Raw genomic sequence first — 16,597 nt, forward strand, 5'->3', positions numbered from 1 at the left:
ATCGTGACGCGCTTCGTCGAACGCCATCCGACCTGGGCGCTGATCGTGATCATCGCCATCGCGCTTGCGCTTTGGCTCATCTTCGCGGTGTGGCCGCCCGGCCTTGAAGACGCGATCGGCCGCAAGCGCGTGTTCCTCAATGCCGTGTTCAACGGCATCACGCTCGGCGGGCTCTACTTTCTGGTTGCGAGCGGATTCACGCTGATCTTTGGATTGATGCGCAACGTCAACCTCGCGCACGGATCGCTCTATCTGTTCGGCGGCTATATCGGCTACGCCATCAGCGCCTCGACCGGATCGTGGATCCTCAGCTTCATCATCGCCTTCATCCTGACCGCGCTGGTCGGTGTCCTGCTTCAGGTCATCGTGTTCCGCCGCATGGAGGGCCAGGACCTGCGCCAGACCATGGTCACGATCGGGCTGTCGATCGTGTTTGCCGATCTGATGCTGTGGGCTTGCGGCGGCGACTTCTATCAGATCCAGACCCCGAACTGGCTGATCGGCCCGATCGAGCTGCCGCTGATCACCGCTATCAAATCCTCCGGCGAGCCAGTCTATCTGCGCTATCCCCTGGTGCGGCTCGTGATCTTCGCCGCCTCCGTGGTGATCGGTGTCGCGATGTGGCTCGCGCTCAACCGAACGCGCATGGGCATGATCATCCGCGCCGGCGTCGATGACCGCGACATCCTTGCTGCGACCGGCGTACGGATCCAGGTCGTGTTCGTCCTCGTCTTTGCACTCGGCGCCGGACTGGCCGGCATCGCCGGAGTGGTCGGCGGAACCTTCCAATCGCTGTCACCGGGCGAGGACATTCGCTTCCTGCTCGCGTCCCTGGTGGTCGTGATCGTCGGCGGCATGGGCTCGATCCCGGGCGCGGCACTCGGCGCGTTGATCATCGGCCTCGCCGAACAACTCGGCTCCGTCTACATCCCGACCTACGCGATCGTCGTGACGTTCCTGATCATGGTGGTGGTGCTGGCGCTTCGGCCGCAGGGCCTGCTTGCGAGGCGCTGAGATGTCCGTCACCCACGATACCCGAGTCCAGGTCCGGCCCGCTACAGCGCAGCGCCCGGCTCTGCGCGGATGGCCGGAGATCAACAATCCAGCGGCCTGGATCGTGGCGTCCATCCTCCTGATCATGCCGCTGATCGCCAACGGCTTCTTCCTGATCGAGATCTTTGCGACGACCTTGATCCTCGGCACCATGGCGCTGAGCCTGATGCTGCTGGCCGGCTATGCCGGCATGGTCAGCCTGATGCAGCTCACTATCGCGGGCTTTGCGGCCTACATGGTCGCGGTGTTCGGTGTCAGCGGCAATGCCAATATCAGCCTCGGCTGGCCGTGGTGGCTTGCCGTGCCGATGGCGCTCGCGCTTGCGACCATCTTCGGCACGTTCGGCGGCGCGCTCGCCGTGCGCACTGAGGGCATCTACACCATCATGATCACGCTCGCGATCGGCGCGGCATTTTATTACTTCACCAACCAGAACTGGGCGATCTTCAACGGTCACACCGGAATCAACACCGTCGCTACGCCGCATTTCTGGGGTGTCGACTGGCGCGCCGATATTCCGTTCTATTATATCGTGCTCGCCGTCGCCGCGCTCTGCTACTTCGCCGTCGAATACGTCTCCCGCGCGCCGTTCGGTCTGGCGCTCCAGGGCATCCGTGACAATCCGCGCCGCATGGCGGCGCTCGGCTTCAACGTCAACGCGCACCGCGTCGCCGCCTATGCGGTCGCCTCCTTCATCGCGGCCCTCGCCGGCGTGCTCCAGGTCTGGAACTACCGCCAGATCTCGCCGGGCTCGGTCAGCGTCGGCGCCTGCATCGATGTTCTCATCATTGCCGTCGTCGGCGGCATCACGCGGCCTATTGGCCCTTACATCGGCGCACTGATCTTCGTCCTGCTACGGACCTTCGCGCTCGATTTCCTGGTCAAGATAGGACTCGACGGCAACCGCTTCCGGCTGCTGATCGGCCTCGGCTTCCTTGCCATCGTGTTCTGGTCGTCGGACGGCGTTATCGGCCTATGGCAACGGTGGCGCCAGAGCCAGCGACCTGCTGCGAACCGCGCGGGCGGAGGAGGACGCGGCCATGGATAGCGTCGCGCAACGCCTCTCGGCGGTCGGCGCCGGTGCCGCGCTGGAATTGCGCGGCGTGACGCGGCTGTTCGGCGCGCTGGCGGCGCTGACCGACGTCACCATCACCGTTCGGCCGGGCGAGCGGCGTGCGGTGCTCGGCTCCAACGGTGCCGGCAAGACCACGCTGTTCAATTGCATCACCGGCGACTTTCCCCCCTCCTCCGGCACCATCCGATTCTTCGGCGAAGACGTCACCCACTTCCCGCCCTATGAACGCATCCGCCGCGGCCTCAGGCGGACCTATCAGATCTCCGCCCTGTTTCCCGGCCTCACCGTGCAGGACAATGTTTATCTCGCCTGCCGCGGCGTCTCGCGCGGGCGTTTTTCGTTCCTGCGTCCCGGGCAGAACGACGCGCTGATGCACGCGGCCGACAATCTCGTGCAGGCCGTCCATCTCGCGGGCGTGAAGGACCAGCCCGTCGCCGAGCTCGCCCACGGCCAGCAGCGCCAGCTCGAGATCGCGCTGGCGCTCGCCGGCGCGCCGCGCTTCGTGCTGTTCGACGAGCCGGCCGCAGGCCTTTCGCCGACCGAACGGCAGGAGCTGGTCGAGATCCTGACCTCGCTCCCGGCGCATATCGGATACATCATCATCGAGCACGACATGGACGTGGCGCTGCGCGTGGTCGAGAGCGTCACGATGATGCACAACGGCCGCATCTTCAAGGAAGGGCTGCCGCAGGAGATCGAGTCCGATCCCGAGGTGCAGGAGCTTTATCTCGGAGGCGGCCATGAATGAGGTCCGCCGCGCCGCAGCCGCGCTCGAGATCCGTGGCCTCGACGTCTATTACGGCCATTCGCATGCGCTGCAAGGCGTGGACCTTTCGCTCGATACCGGTGTGTTCTCCGTCGTCGGCCGCAACGGCATGGGCAAGACCACGCTGTGCAAGGCGATCATGGGCCTGGTGCCGGTGAGCGGCGGCTCGATCCGCGTCCGCGGCGAGGACATCACGCGGCGGCCGCCAGCCTACATCGCGCGCCTCGGCGTCGGCTACGTGCCGCAAGGACGCCGGCTCTGGCGCTCGCTCAGTGTCGACGAACATCTGCGGCTTGCCGGCGGCATGCGGCCCGGCTCCTGGACCGTCGAGCGCATCTACGAGACATTTCCGCGGCTCGCGGAGCGGAAGGACCATGGCGGCGGCCAGCTCTCCGGCGGCGAGCAGCAGATGCTCGCCATCTCGCGCGCGCTCCTAACCAACCCGCATCTGCTGATCATGGATGAGCCGACCGAGGGGCTTGCACCCGTCATCGTCGCCCAGGTCGAAGAGATGTTGCTGCGACTCGGTGAGGACGGCGACATGGCCGTGCTCGTGATCGAGCAGAACATCGGCGTGGCGACGACGGTCTCGCGCAATGTCGCGATCATGGTCAACGGACGCATCAACCGCATCATCGACTCGATGCGGCTTGCCGCCGACCGCGAACTGCAGCAGCGGCTGCTGGGCGTCGGGCTGCATGCCGAGCTTACGCCTGATCTCGACGTGCCAGCTGCGAGTACCGAGACAAAATCAGCGCCGCAGCCTGCGCGGCCGAGTGGCCCAATTCGAATCTACATCTCCAACCCGACACCGCCGACACGCTGGTCGCAGCCGGCCCCGATCGCCCGGATCGAGGCGGCGGCCCGCACGCTCTCGACGCAGATCGCGCGCCTCGACGACGGCGCGCGGCGCAAGCGCGAGCCGGCGACGTCACAGCCGTCCGGGCCGCCGGTCGTGCTGGTCGTCGGCACGCTCGACACCAAGGGCGCCGAGCTCCGCTTCATACGCGACATCATTGCCGGCAGCGGTCTGCGCACGCGCCTCGTCGACGTCTCCACCAGCGGCAAGCAAGCCACCTGCGACGTCTCCGCGCAGGAAATCGCCCTCAATCACGGGCGCGGCGGCTCAGCCGTGTTCGGTGCCGATCGCGGTGCCGCCGTGACGGCGATGGCGGACGCGTTTGCCAACTGGCTGCGGCGCCAGGGCAATGTCGCCGCGATAATCTCGGCGGGCGGCTCGGGCGCGGCGTCGCTGGTCGCGCCGGGAATGCGCACCCTGCCCGTCGGCGTGCCCAAGCTGATCGTCTCCTCTGTCGCCTCCGGCGACGTCGGGCCCTATGTCGGCCCTGCCGACATCGCCATGATGTATTCGGTCACGGACGTGCAAGGACTCAACTCGATCTCGCGCGCGGTGCTGTCGAACGGTGCCAACGCGATCGCTGGCATGGCGAAGGCGCGCCTCGACCAGCGCGAAGCCCGGGACCGGGCTGTGGCCACCGGCCTGCCGTCGATCGGCATCACCATGTTCGGCGTGACGACGCCGGCCGTGCAGAAGATCGCGGCGGACCTGCGTGAGGAGTTCGAATGCCTTGTCTTCCACGCCACGGGGGTCGGCGGGCGCTCGATGGAAAACCTCGTCGACTCCGGCCAAATCGGAGGCGTCGTCGATCTCACCACGACCGAAATCTGCGATCTCCTGATGGGTGGCGTGTTTCCGGCAACTGAAGACCGGTTCGGCGCCATCATCCGCACCCGCGTGCCCTATGTCGGATCGGTCGGTGCGCTCGACATGGTCAATTTCGGCCCGCCCGAGACCATGCCCGAGCGCTACCGCGGCCGCAAATTCCACGTCCACAATCCGCAGGTCACGTTGATGCGGACGACGGCGGAGGAGAACGAGCGCATGGGCCGCTGGATCGGCGAGCGCCTCAACCAGATGGACGGGCCGGTCCGTTTCTTCCTGCCTGAGGGCGGCGTCTCCGCACTCGATGCGCCGCGCCAGCCGTTCTGGGACCCGGAGGCCGACGCCGCCCTGTTCCGCGCGCTGGACCGCACGGTGCGACAGACCGGCAGCCGCCAGCTCATCCGCGTCAAACAGAACATCAACGATCCCGAGTTCGCCTCCACCATTGTCGGCGCATTCCGAGCCCTGTTCGGCCGCGCCGGGGCGCGCCGGCGACTAGTGAGGTGACCGATGGCCAGGTTTGAGCGCGCAGCACTCCTAAGGCGGTTCCGCGACATGGCGAAGCGCGGCGAGGCGATCGTCGGCGGCGGCGCCGGCACAGGTCTGTCCGCCAAATGCGAGGAGGCCGGCGGCGTCGACCTCATCGTCATCTACAATTCCGGCCGCTACCGCATGGCCGGGCGCGGCTCGCTCGCAGGCCTGATGCCCTATGGCGACGCCAACGCCATCGTGCTGGAGATGGCCGGCGAAGTGCTGCCCGTCGTCGCCAAGACGCCAGTGCTCGCGGGCGTCAACGGCACCGATCCATTCCGCGACATGGACGTCTTTCTCGACCAGCTCAAGGCGCTCGGCTTTGCCGGCGTGCAGAACTTCCCGACCGTCGGCCTGATCGATGGCGTCTTCCGCGCCAATCTTGAGGAGACCGGCATGTCCTATGCGCTCGAGATCGACATGATCGCCAAGGCGCGTGAGAAAGACCTGCTGACGACGCCCTACGTCTTCAGCGAGAAGGAAGCCGCCGCGATGGCGATCGCCGGCGCCGATATCATCGTCTGCCATCTCGGTCTCACCACCGGCGGCACGATCGGTGCGCAGACGGCGCCCAGACTGAACGACTGTCCGGCCCAGATCGACACCTGGGCCGCCGCCGCGCTCAGCGTCAATCCGGACATTCTGGTGCTCGCCCATGGCGGCCCGATCGCCGATCCGGATGATGCCGATTTCATCATGAAAAGCACCCGTCACTGCCACGGCTTTTATGGCGCCTCCTCGATGGAGCGCCTGCCGGTCGAACGGGCGTTGACGGAGCAGGTGCGCAAATTCAAGGCGATCGGCGCGCGATAACGCCGGAAGGTTGAAGGAGGGAAACATGTCCGGGGTTCTGGTCGGTGAATTGATCCTCTGGCTCATCGTCGCGATCGTCGTGATCGTGGTCGGCGTGTACATCGTGAACTGGCTCTATCACCGCTCGTCCAAGGAGACGTCCTTCGTCCGGACCGGCTTCCTCGGTGAACGCGTCGTGATCAATGGCGGCGCCTTCGTCCTGCCGTTCATCCACGACTACACGCCCGTCAACATGAACGTGCTGCCGATGGGCGTCGTGCGCTCCAGACAGGACGCAGTGATCACCCGCGACCGCATGCGCGTCGATATCGAGGCCGATTTCTATGTCCGCGTCCAGGCGACCCGCGAAGCGGTGTCCATCGCCGCCGCCACGCTCGGCCGCCGCACCATGGAGCCGGAGCAACTTCACGCGCTCCTCGCCGGCAAATTCATCTCCGCGATCCGTTCGGTCGCCTCGGAGATGACCCTGGAGCAGATGCACGAGCAGCGCGGCGAGTATGTCGCGCGCCTCAAGGCGAACGCTGCGGAGGCCCTCGCCCAGAACGGGCTCGAGCTGGAATCGGTCGCGATCACGGACCTCGACCAGACCGATCTCGAATTCTTCAACCCATCGAATCGCTTCGACGCCGAAGGCCTGACCCGGCTGATGGAGGACATCGAGGCAAAGCGCAAGCTTCGCAACGACATCGAGCAGGATTCGATGATCAAGATCCGCTCCCGCAACCTGGAGGCCGAGCGGCAAGCCCTCGAGATCGAGCGCGAAAGCGAGACCGCGCGCCTCGAGCAGGAGCGCGACATCGAGATGCGCCGCGCCTTGCAACGCGCCGAAGTCGCCCGCGAGCGGGCGCTGCGCGAGACCGAGGCCGAGCAGGCGCAAATTTCCGCCCGCGAGACCATCGAGAAGGCGCGCATCGCCAATGACCAAGCGATCGCGGAAGCCCGCATCGCCTCTGAGCGTGAGACCCGCCAGCGGGAGATAGAGCGCACCCGCATCATCGAAGAGAAAGAACTGCTGGCGCGCGAGGAGATCGAGACGTCCCGGATCGTAAACCAGCGCTCGATCGACACCAGCCGTATCGCCTCGGAGCGCGAGGTGCGCCAGCGCGAGATCGAGCGGATGCGCACTGTCGAGGAAGCGGAGATTGCCGCCCGCGAGGCAATTGAGAAGGCCCGCATCCAGCAGGATCGCGCCATCACAGACGCCCGCATCGCCAACGAGGAAGAGACACGGCGGCGCGAAATCGAGCGGACACGCGCCGTCGAGGAAGCCGAGATCGCCGCCCGCGAGGCCACCGAAAAGGCGCGCATCGCGCAAACAATGACCGTCAATGTCGAGCGCATCTCCTCCGACGAGCGCACGCGTGCGCTCGAGATCCAGCAGGTCCGCACCATCCAGGAAGCCGAGATCGAGGCGCAACGTGCCGTAGAGGCCGCCCGCATCGCCCGCGAGCGTACTCTCGCTGCCGAGCGCATCGCCGCCGAGCAGAATACGCGGCAGCTGGAAATCGAACGCAACCAGATGCTGGAGGTCGCTGGCATCGCCGCGCGGGAGACCACCGAAGCCTCGCGTATCGCCCAGGAAGAGCGCGTCCGCTCGCTCGAAATCGCGCGCAACCGCGCTATCGAGGAAGCCGATATCGCGTCGCGCGAAGCGATCGAGGCCGCCCGCATCTCCCAGGAGAAGGCGGTCGCGGCCGAGCGCATCCAGGCCGAGCGCGACACGCGTTCGCTCGAAATCGAGCGGACCGGCGCCTTGGAGGCGGCCGAGCTGAAGCGGCGCGACGCCATCGAGCGCCAGCGTATCGGAGTCGACCTCGCGCTCGAGGCCGAGCGGATCAACTCCTCCAAGAAGCGCGAAGTCCTCAATATCGAGCAGAAGAAGGCGATCGAGATCGCAGACGAGGACCGCGTCATCGCGCTCTCCACCAAACGTTCCGAGCGCATCGACGCCGATCGTCAGGTCAAGCAGGCCGAGATCGTTGCCCGCAAGGAAGTTGAAACCACCGACGTCTCGCGTGAGCAGGCGCTAGAGGCGGCGCGGATCGAACGCCGCCGCTCGATCGAGCAGCTCGAGGTCGCTCGCGTCCAGTCGCTTCAGGAAGCCGAGATTGCCGCACGCGAGGAGGTCGAGCGTGCCCGCATCTCCTCCGACCGCGGCCTCGACGAGGCCCGCATCGGCCGCGAGCGCGATCTGCGCAAGCTCGAGGTCAACCGCGAGAAGGAGGTCGAGACCGTGCTGATGGAGAAGGCGATTGCGATCCACACCAAATCGCTGGAGGAATCCGCGGCCAAAGCCTCGGCCGAGGAGGCGCGGATGCGCGCCACGGAAGCCACCGAGCGCGTCATCACCGCGCGCGAGAACGAGATCGCCAAGCGCCGCAAGGGCGTGGAAATCCTCATTGCCGAGAAGCAGGCCGAGGAGACGCGGATTGCGGCGGAGGCCGAGCGCGTGCGCGCGGCCGTAGAGGCAGAGGCGCAGCGACTGCTCAATGAAGCCGAGAATGTGCTGACCGATCAGGCGCGCTACTCGCTGTTCCGCCGTAAGCTCTTGGACCGCATCGAGGGCATCGTGCGCGAGAGCGTCAAGCCGATGGAGAAGATCGAGGGCATCCGCATCCTCCAGGTCGATGGCCTCAACGGCAACGGCCATGGCGGCAGTGGCGGCCGCAGCGCCACCGACGAGGTGATCGATTCGGCGCTGCGCTATCGCGTGCAAGCGCCGCTGATCGACTCCCTCCTGGCGGATATCGGCGTCGAAGGCGGCAGTCTCGCCAAAATGCCGGGCCTGATCCGCGAGGCCCGCGACATGCAGGGCATCAAGGAGTCCGCACGCAAAAGCGGCAGTGGCGGCGGCGAAAAGCCCGCCGCCTCGCCCACGCCGCCCGCGGAGGGCGGCGAACCGCCGGCCGAGCGCGGTCCGCGAAAGAAGAGCTGAGGTTTAGGACTATGCCCCGCGTCTACGTCTCCACCGTCGTCAATGCGCGCAACGACCGCGTCTGGGCGCGGGTGCGCGACTTCAACGGCCTGCCGAACTGGCATCCGGCAATCGCCGAGAGCCGAATCGAGGGCGGCGAGCCCTCCGACAAGATCGGCTGTGTGCGGGATTTTCGCCTGCGCAACGGCGACCGCATTCGCGAAAAGCTCCTCGGCCTCTCCGATTACGACATGTTCTGCACCTACTCGATCCTGGAATCCCCGATGGGCGTGGAGAACTACGTCGCAACGCTGCGGCTCACGCCGGTCACCGATGGCGACCAGACCTTTATGGAATGGACCGCCGAGTTCGACTGCGCGCCGGAGCGCGAGACGGAGCTGGTGAGCAATATCGGCGGCGGAGTGTTCCAGGGCGGCTTTGATGCCCTCAAGCGCGTGTTCGGAGGCTGACAACTGTGCCGCATATCGTCAAAAGCACCATCCTGGACGCGCCGACCGATGCGGCATGGTCGGTGCTGCGCGATTTCAACGGCCATGATCGCTGGCATCCGGCGGTTGCGACCTCCTCGATCGAACGCGCGCAACCTTCCGACAAGATCGGCTGTGTCAGACGATTCAAACTGAAGGATGGCGCCGAACTTCGCGAACAATTGCTGGCGCTGTCCGACCTCGAGCAGAGCTTCAGCTATTGCCTGCTCGATACCCCGATCCCAATGTTCAACTACGTCGCCCATGTCCGCTTGCTGCCAGTCACCGACGGCGACCGTACCTTCTGGCACTGGGAGTCGCGTTTCACCACGAAGCCCCAGGATCGGGACCGCATCATCCACATGGTCGCGGAAGATATCTACCAGGCCGGGTTCGAGGCGATCCGCCGACATCTGAAGGAGGCTGCATAGTCATGGCCGTGACCGTCAAAACTTTTGCCAGCGTCGGCGAAGCGGCCGGTGCCCTCTCTTCGGACCGGAGCGCGCGCTATTTCGGCGGCGGCACGCTGGTGATGCGCGCGCTGAACGAGGGCGACGTCTCGATCTCGACCGTCGTCCGCGCCAGCGACCGGGCGCTGACCCGGATCGACGCATCCGGCCCTCGCATCACGCTGGGCGCCGGCGTGACCTTTGCGCGCGTCCTCGCCGAACGTGACCTTGCCTTCCTACACGCCCCGGCGCGCTCGATCGGAGGCCCCGCAGTGCGCAACATGGGCACGGTGGGCGGCAATCTCTTTGCACCAAACCCCTACGGCGATTTCACTGTCGCGCTGCTGGCGCTCGATGCGACCGTCGCGGTGCAAGGCAGCTTTGGCGCCCGCGATATTCTGATCGAGGAGTTTCTGCAATCGCGCGAGCGGCAGGCCGGCACACTGGTGCTGTCGGTCTCCTGCACGCGACCGGCGAGCAATGAGGCGTTCCGCTATCGCAAGATTGCCCGCATCAAGCCGAAGGGCGGCTCCGTGATCACGATCGCCGCGCATCTGCCGATCTCGAGCGGCCGCATCGCCGGCGCGCGCATCGCACTCGGCTCGATGGCGCCGACGCAAATCCGGGCTCGCGCCGCCGAGCGCGCGCTGGAAGGGCGCTCGCTGGATGCCGCGACGATCAGCGCGGCGGCTTCAGCAGCGGTTGAAGGAACATCGCCGTCCGACAACGCGCTCGGCAGCGCCTGGTATCGCCGGGAGATCGTCGGCGTGCATCTACGTCGCCTGCTGTCCGGCCAAGAATAAACAGGGAATAGACAGGGAATAGACCGTCATGTCCAAGATACCCCTGCAATTTCGTCACAATGGCCGCGTTGTCGCGATCTTCGTCGACGGCGGCACCAATCTCCTGGTCGCGCTGCGCGAGATGATCGGCGACATGACGCCCAAATTTGGCTGCGGCCAGGGCGGCTGCGGCACCTGCAGCGTGCTGATCGATGGTGAGCTCCACCTCTCCTGTCTGACACTGGCCGAAACCGTAGCCGGCCGCTCGATCGAAACGCTCGACGGCATGAAGCAAGGCCCGAACCTGCATCCGCTACAGCGCGCCTTCGCCGACAACTTTGCCGCCCAATGCGGCTATTGCACCCCGGGCATGCTGATGGCCGCGAAGGCGTTGCTCGACCGCAACCCCTCTCCAAGCCGCGAGGAGGTCGTCGAGGCGATCTCCGGCAACATCTGCCGCTGCACCGGCTACGAGCCAATTGTCAACGCCATCCTCGCCGCCGCGGGCGGCCGGGCCAGCGCCTAAGGATGTAAACCATGCTGGAACTGCGCAAGGACATTTTCGCCGACGAGCGCGACGATAACTTAAAGGAGATCGGCAAGGGCACGCAGCGTCAGGATATGCTCGGCCACGTCACGGGCACGTCGAGCTATTTCAACGACCACAAGATCCAGGGCATGCTGCACCTGAAGGTGGTCCGCTCGGCGCAGGCGCATGCCAGGATTCGCCGCATCGATATCACGGAGGCCGAGCGTTCGTCCGGCGTGCGCCGGATCATCCGCGGCGCCGACGTGCCGCGCAACCTCAACACGCTTCTGAGCCTGATCAATTTCGGCCAGGACGACGAACCGTCGCTGGCGGTCGACAAGGTCCGCTACAAGGGCGAGCCGATCGTCGCGATCGTGGCCGACAGCGAGCGCGAAGCCTTTGAGGCCATAGCCAAGGTCAAGGTCGATTACGAGCCGCTGCCAGCCGTGTTCGACGTCGAGGATGCGTTGAAGCCCGGCGCGCCCGTGGTCAATGAGACCTATCCAAAGAACACCTTCACCTATCACGAGACTTATGATCACCAGAAGCTCCGCTTTGGCGACGCCGATGCCGCGCTGGCAGGCGCTGATCACGTGCTGGAGCAGCGCTACCAGATGTCGCCGATCGAACATGCGCCGACCGAGACCAACGGCGCGATTGCGGCCCCCGACACCAATGGCCGCTACGTGGTCTACACCTCAACGCAGGCGCTGTTCTTCTCGGTCGACACCTGCGCCAAGATCCTGGACGTTCCCTCCAACACCTTCCACTTTATCGGCGGCACCGTCGGTGGCGGTTTTGGCGGCAAGGTGGATACGCTGACGGAGCCGCTCGCCATTCTCGGCGCGATGCTGACCGGGCGGCCCGTGCGCTACGTATTCGGCCGCGAGGAGGAAATGCAATACGGTCCGCCCCGCGGCGCCGAACGCATCTACATCAAGGACGGCGTAATGCGTGACGGCCGCGTCGTCGCGCGAAAGGTCCGCGCCTATTTCGACAGCGGTGCGTATACGCGGCTCTCGAGCTACGCCGCCGTGAAATGCGCCGCGCACCTGCCGGGCCCCTACACCATCCCGAACGTCTATGGCGACGTCTACTGCGTCTTCACCAACCGCACGCCGGCAACGGCGATGCGGGGCTTCGGCGTCACTGCGATGGATTTTGCGATCGAGTGCCAGATGGACAAGCTCGCGAACCTCGTTGGCATGGACCCGATGGAATTTCGTATCCTCAACGCCTATCGCGATGGCGACATGAAGGCGCACCGTCGCGAGGCCAAGAACACCGCGCTGATCGAGTGCGTCCAGGTCGCCGCCGAAAAGGCAAAATGGCCGATCCGCGACGAGTTCAAGCGCGCCTCATCGCGCAAGGACGGCGGTGGCAGCCGCGCAATCATCCCGCCGACGCCGGCCGATAGCCGTGCGCGACCCATCGCGCCCGCGCAGCAACGCACGACCTACGATCGCGCGCCAGCTGCCACCTCCCGCGAACCGCCGCGAGAGCCGCCACCGCCGCCACCACCTCCACCGCGGCCGTCTGCGCCCTCGCATGGCGCGACCCGCTTCTCCTCCGTCTTCGGCACCAGGAGGCGCTAGATGACCCGGCATCGCGGACGCGGCATGGCGTCGATCAACTATCCCATCGGCATGAATCTCGGCGGCGACCCGAGCCAGGCGCTGGTGCACTCCAACCCCAGCGGCAAATTCACGGTGGCACTGTCGTCGATCGATCTCGGCCAGGGCATGAAGTCGGTGACGCGGCAGATCTGTGCGGAGACGCTGGGCGTGCCCGTGGAGGACGTCTACGTCGACACCGCCGATTCTGACACCGGCCCGCACTGCATGGGCTCGTTCGCCTCGCGCGGCACCCATCGCGTCGGCAATGCCGTGATGGCGGCTGCGCGCGAGGCGCGTGGCGTGATGATGGAGGCAGCCGCCGAGGAACTCGAGGTCAACGCCTCCGATCTCGATACCGACGGGCGAGGCAACATCCACGTCAAGGGCGCGCCGCATCGCTCGATTTCGACCAAGGATGTCGCCATTGCCGCACAGTTCAAGCAGGGCAAGACCATTTCGGGGCGCGGCATCTTTCTGGTGCCGCTGTCGAACGTCGATCCTGAAACCGGCGAGATGTCGCCTGCGACCTGCTACGCCCATGCCTGCCTGGTTGCCGAGGTCGACGTCGACGACGAGACCGGTGAAGTCGCGATGGTGCGCATGGACTCCGCCTATGAACTCGGTCGCGCGCTCAATCCGCGTCTGGTCGAGCAGCAGCTGGTTGGCGGCGCCTGGATGGGCATCAGCCACGCGCTGTATGAGACGCCGGAGCCATACTATCCCGACCCCGTTCACGGTCCCCGCGACTTCGTCGAATATCTGATGCCGGGGCCCGGCGACATCTGCCCGCACGACATCGCCGTGTTGGAGCGCCCCGCCCCCGACGGTCCCTTCGGCGCCAAGGGCCCAGGCGAGATGTGCGCCAATCCGGTGCTGCCGGCCGTCGCCAATGCAGTTTTCAACGCTGTCGGCGTTCGGATCGACGATTTGCCGATCACACCCGAAAAGGTGCTGCGCGCAATCAAGGCCCAGGGCGGCGCGCGGCCGCAGCCACGCCGCTAAGGATTTGCGATGGCGGTCCGCAGCAACATCGTCGGCATCGATAGCCCGGAAGCGCTGGAGAAGGCGCTGCGGGCGGCCTATTACCTCGCGGACGAGGGGCTGGCGACCGCAGCCTATCTTGGGCTGGCGCTCGGCAAGCCCCTGCTGCTCGAAGGCGCGCCCGGCGTCGGCAAGACCGAGGCCGCAAAGGCCATTGCCGCCGTGCTCGGTCGCCGATTGATCCGCCTGCAATGCTATGAGGGCATCGACGCCTCCGCCGCACTCTACGAATGGAATTATCCCCGTCAGATGCTTGCGATCCGCCAGGCCGGCGACGACAGCATCGACATCTATGGCGAGACGTTTCTGATCGAGCGCCCGATGCTGGCCGCGCTGCGCGCGCCCGATTCCACCGTCCTACTGATCGATGAGATCGACCGTTCCGACCAGGAATTCGAGGCCTTCCTGCTCGAGTTCCTCTCCGACTTCCAGATCTCCATCCCCGAGCGCGGCACGGTGCGCGCCGCCGAGCGACCGGTTGTGGTGCTCACCTCGAACCGAACGCGCGACTTGCACGAGGCCTTGCGCCGGCGCTGCGTGTACCACTGGATCGACTATCCCACGGAAGAGCGCGAGGCGCGCATCGTGATGCTGCGGGCCTCGAGCGTCGCCGAGGCGACCGCGCGGGCCGTCGTCGCCGCCGTCGGGAAATTGCGGCGCGAGCCGCTCACCAAGGCGCCGGGCATCGCCGAAGCAGTCGATTGGGCTGAGGCGGCGACCCTGCTGCACAAGGGTGGCGCACGCTGGCCGGACGCGTTCAAGCGCTCGATCGGCGTGGCACTCAAGGACGAGGAGGATCTGCATTTCATCTCGCCGCGGCTCGACGCAATGCTCGCGGAGGCGGCCGCATGAGCACCGAATCAGAGCTCCCGCGCGCCGCCCGTATCTTCGTCTCGTTCGTCGCGCTGCTGCGCGCCAACGCCTTTGCAATCGCGCCGGAGCAGACCACCGCCTATCTCGCCGCGATCGAGCTGCTCGGCCCGCGCGACCTCAACGACATCCGGCAGTCGGCGCTGGCGACCCTCGCCCCGCCACCTGAGCGTCGCACCACCTTCGACCGGCTGTTCGATCTGCATTTCCGCGGCAGCGAGGCGATCGAGCATGCCGACGACGGCGAGGACGACGAGACCGTCCGTCTCCAGGAGGAAGGCCGCGGCGACGAGGAGCCCCTGCTCTCCGACGAGGCCAACGAGTCAGGCTTGGCCGCGAGCCGAACCGAGGCACTGGTCGGGCGTCGTTTCGCCCAGCCCTCCGCGACCGATGCGCTCCGGCGTCTCGCGCGCGAGGCCCCAAGGCGCCTGCCGAAGCGGCGCGGCCACCGGCGCATGCGCGCCCGTCGTGGCCCGTTTGCCGACCTCCGCCGTACCTTGCGCGACTCAGTGCGCAGCGACGGCGAGATCCTGCGGCTCGGGCATCTGAAGCGCAGGCAACGCCCGCGAAAAATCCTGCTGCTGATCGATGTCTCGGGCTCGATGAAGAGCCGCACCGAGGAGAACATGAAGCTTGCACATGCGCTGGTGCAGGCCGCGCCAGGCGTCGAGATCTTCACCTTCGGCACGCGGCTCACCCGCGTCACCCGCCCGCTGCGACTGAAGCGGCGGGAGCAGGCGCTGAACGCAGCCGCACACCTCGTCAGCGACTGGGACGGCGGCACCCGCATCGGCGACGCATTGCAAGCCTTCCTCGCAGTGCCGCGATTCGGTGCCTACGCACGTGGGGCGGCCGTGGTCGTCGTTTCGGACGGTCTGGAGCGCGGCGATTGCTATGCATTGCGCGATGCTGTGGCAAAATTGTCGCGGCGCGCCTGGCGTGTCAGCTGGCTGACTCCGCTCGCGACGGGGCCGGGCTTCCGCCCACAGACCGAGGCACTCGTTGCCATCGAGCGGTTCGTCGATGATCTCGTGGACGGCGGAACAAGCGCGTTGATCGTCGCGCATGTCCTGTCACTCGGACGAAGGAGAGTTGCGTGACCGACATCGTCGATGGCCATCATCATATCTGGCGGCAGGCCGACTTGCCCTGGCTGACCGGCCCGATGCAGCCTCGAATCTTCGGACCCTACGAGCCGATTCGGCGCGACTATCCGATCCAGGAATATCTTGACGACCTCAGGGACACCGGTGTTACCCGATCGGTCTACGTCCAAACCAACTGGGCCAATGACCGTTTCGAGGACGAAGCCGCCTGGGTGCAGCGGACGGCCGAGGAACACGGCTGGCCTCACGCGATCATCGCGTACGCCAATTTCGCGGTCGACGACGTGCGCCCGCAGCTTGATCGTCTGAAGCGCTATCCGCTGGTGCGCGGCGTGCGCATGCAGCTGCACTGGCACGAAAATCCGCTCTACCGCTTTGCCGCCCGGCCTGACCTCTGCATCGATCCTATGGTTCGTCGCAACGTCGCGCGCCTTGCCGACTATGGCTGGAGTTTCGATCTGCAGGTGTTCACGCCGCAGATGCCGGATGCCGCACAGTTGGCCGAGGCGTGTCCCGCGGTGACATTCGTCCTCCAGCATGCCGGCATGCTGGAGGATCTCTCACCAGCCGGCCGCGCCGCCTGGCGCGCGGGGATGGCCCGGCTTGCGGCGTGCCCGAACGTGGTCTCCAAACTCTCCGGGCTCGGCACCTTTATCCATCGCAACGATGCGGCACATATCGCGGCCGTTCTGACCGACGCCGTCGCGACCTTCGGCGCCGAGCGCTGCCTGTTCGGCTCCAATTTCCCGATCGAGAAATTATGGACCAGCTATCGCGACCTCATCGACGCGTTTCGTGCGGCTGCCGCGCCGCTGACCACCCAGCAGCAGGACGCGATCTTCAGGACGACGGCGACACGCGTCTATCGGCTTTGACAGAC

Annotated in this window: 15 protein-coding genes; all 15 read left to right on the top strand. The window is 66.2% G+C overall.

All coding sequences use genetic code 11. From position 1 onward, the window contains the following. The first annotated feature begins 3 nt into the window (after window positions 1-3). From IVA82_RS18300 to IVA82_RS18370, 15 genes are read left to right on the top strand one after another with little or no spacing between them, the layout of a single operon-like run. The gene (locus tag IVA82_RS18300) at window positions 4-1,014 is read left to right on the top strand and encodes a branched-chain amino acid ABC transporter permease (RefSeq protein WP_247390202.1); all 1,011 of its coding nucleotides are present in this window, start codon (window positions 4-6) and stop codon (window positions 1,012-1,014) included. A gap of 1 nt (window position 1,015) precedes the next feature. Beyond that, window positions 1,016-2,101, top strand: coding sequence for a branched-chain amino acid ABC transporter permease (locus IVA82_RS18305; RefSeq protein ID WP_247390203.1), 1,086 nt, complete (start codon window positions 1,016-1,018; stop codon window positions 2,099-2,101). Then, window positions 2,094-2,876 carry an ABC transporter ATP-binding protein gene (locus tag IVA82_RS18310; protein ID WP_148738011.1) on the top strand — a complete coding sequence of 261 codons (783 nt, stop codon included), beginning with the start codon at window positions 2,094-2,096 and terminating at the stop codon, window positions 2,874-2,876. Before IVA82_RS18305 ends, IVA82_RS18310 begins: the two co-directional genes overlap by 8 nt. After that, a complete protein-coding gene (locus IVA82_RS18315; protein WP_247390205.1) occupies window positions 2,869-5,085 on the top strand; it encodes an ABC transporter permease in 2,217 nt (738 codons plus the stop codon). The genes IVA82_RS18310 and IVA82_RS18315 overlap by 8 nt, the downstream gene beginning before the upstream one ends. 3 nt (window positions 5,086-5,088) lie before the next feature. Beyond that, window positions 5,089-5,922 carry a phosphoenolpyruvate hydrolase family protein gene (locus IVA82_RS18320; protein ID WP_148738013.1) on the top strand — a complete coding sequence of 278 codons (834 nt, stop codon included), beginning with the start codon at window positions 5,089-5,091 and terminating at the stop codon, window positions 5,920-5,922. Between the two features lie 25 nt (window positions 5,923-5,947). Beyond that, the gene (locus tag IVA82_RS18325) at window positions 5,948-8,857 is read left to right on the top strand and encodes a flotillin family protein (protein ID WP_247390207.1); all 2,910 of its coding nucleotides are present in this window, start codon (window positions 5,948-5,950) and stop codon (window positions 8,855-8,857) included. An 11-nt stretch (window positions 8,858-8,868) separates the two neighbouring features. Further along, window positions 8,869-9,306: an SRPBCC family protein gene (locus tag IVA82_RS18330; protein WP_247390209.1), complete on the top strand. Its 438-nt coding sequence runs from the start codon at window positions 8,869-8,871 to the stop codon at window positions 9,304-9,306. Window positions 9,307-9,311: 5 nt separating this feature from the next. Then, window positions 9,312-9,755, top strand: a complete 444-nt coding sequence (locus IVA82_RS18335; protein ID WP_247390211.1) for an SRPBCC family protein — start codon at window positions 9,312-9,314, stop codon at window positions 9,753-9,755. Between the two features lie 2 nt (window positions 9,756-9,757). Beyond that, the gene (locus IVA82_RS18340; RefSeq protein ID WP_247390213.1) at window positions 9,758-10,576 is read left to right on the top strand and encodes an FAD binding domain-containing protein; all 819 of its coding nucleotides are present in this window, start codon (window positions 9,758-9,760) and stop codon (window positions 10,574-10,576) included. Window positions 10,577-10,604: 28 nt separating this feature from the next. Beyond that, on the top strand, window positions 10,605-11,081 hold the full coding sequence (locus tag IVA82_RS18345) for a (2Fe-2S)-binding protein (protein WP_247390214.1): 477 nt from the start codon (window positions 10,605-10,607) through the stop codon (window positions 11,079-11,081). Between the two features lie 11 nt (window positions 11,082-11,092). Next, window positions 11,093-12,679 carry a molybdopterin cofactor-binding domain-containing protein gene (locus IVA82_RS18350; RefSeq protein ID WP_247390217.1) on the top strand — a complete coding sequence of 529 codons (1,587 nt, stop codon included), beginning with the start codon at window positions 11,093-11,095 and terminating at the stop codon, window positions 12,677-12,679. Further along, window positions 12,680-13,702 (top strand): molybdopterin cofactor-binding domain-containing protein, encoded by a 1,023-nt coding sequence (locus IVA82_RS18355; RefSeq protein ID WP_247390218.1) that lies wholly within the window; start codon window positions 12,680-12,682, stop codon window positions 13,700-13,702. It begins immediately after the preceding gene. 9 nt (window positions 13,703-13,711) lie between these two features. Then, entirely contained in the window at window positions 13,712-14,593 is an 882-nt protein-coding gene (locus tag IVA82_RS18360) for a MoxR family ATPase (protein ID WP_247390221.1), read from the top strand. After that, window positions 14,590-15,711: a VWA domain-containing protein gene (locus IVA82_RS18365; protein WP_247390223.1), complete on the top strand. Its 1,122-nt coding sequence runs from the start codon at window positions 14,590-14,592 to the stop codon at window positions 15,709-15,711. Before IVA82_RS18360 ends, IVA82_RS18365 begins: the two co-directional genes overlap by 4 nt. Beyond that, on the top strand, window positions 15,708-16,592 hold the full coding sequence (locus IVA82_RS18370) for an amidohydrolase family protein (protein ID WP_247493439.1): 885 nt from the start codon (window positions 15,708-15,710) through the stop codon (window positions 16,590-16,592). Before IVA82_RS18365 ends, IVA82_RS18370 begins: the two co-directional genes overlap by 4 nt. Window positions 16,593-16,597 lie beyond the last annotated feature (5 nt).

It is taken from the genome of Bradyrhizobium sp. 142, assembly GCF_023074015.1.
Taxonomy (GTDB): domain Bacteria; phylum Pseudomonadota; class Alphaproteobacteria; order Rhizobiales; family Xanthobacteraceae; genus Bradyrhizobium.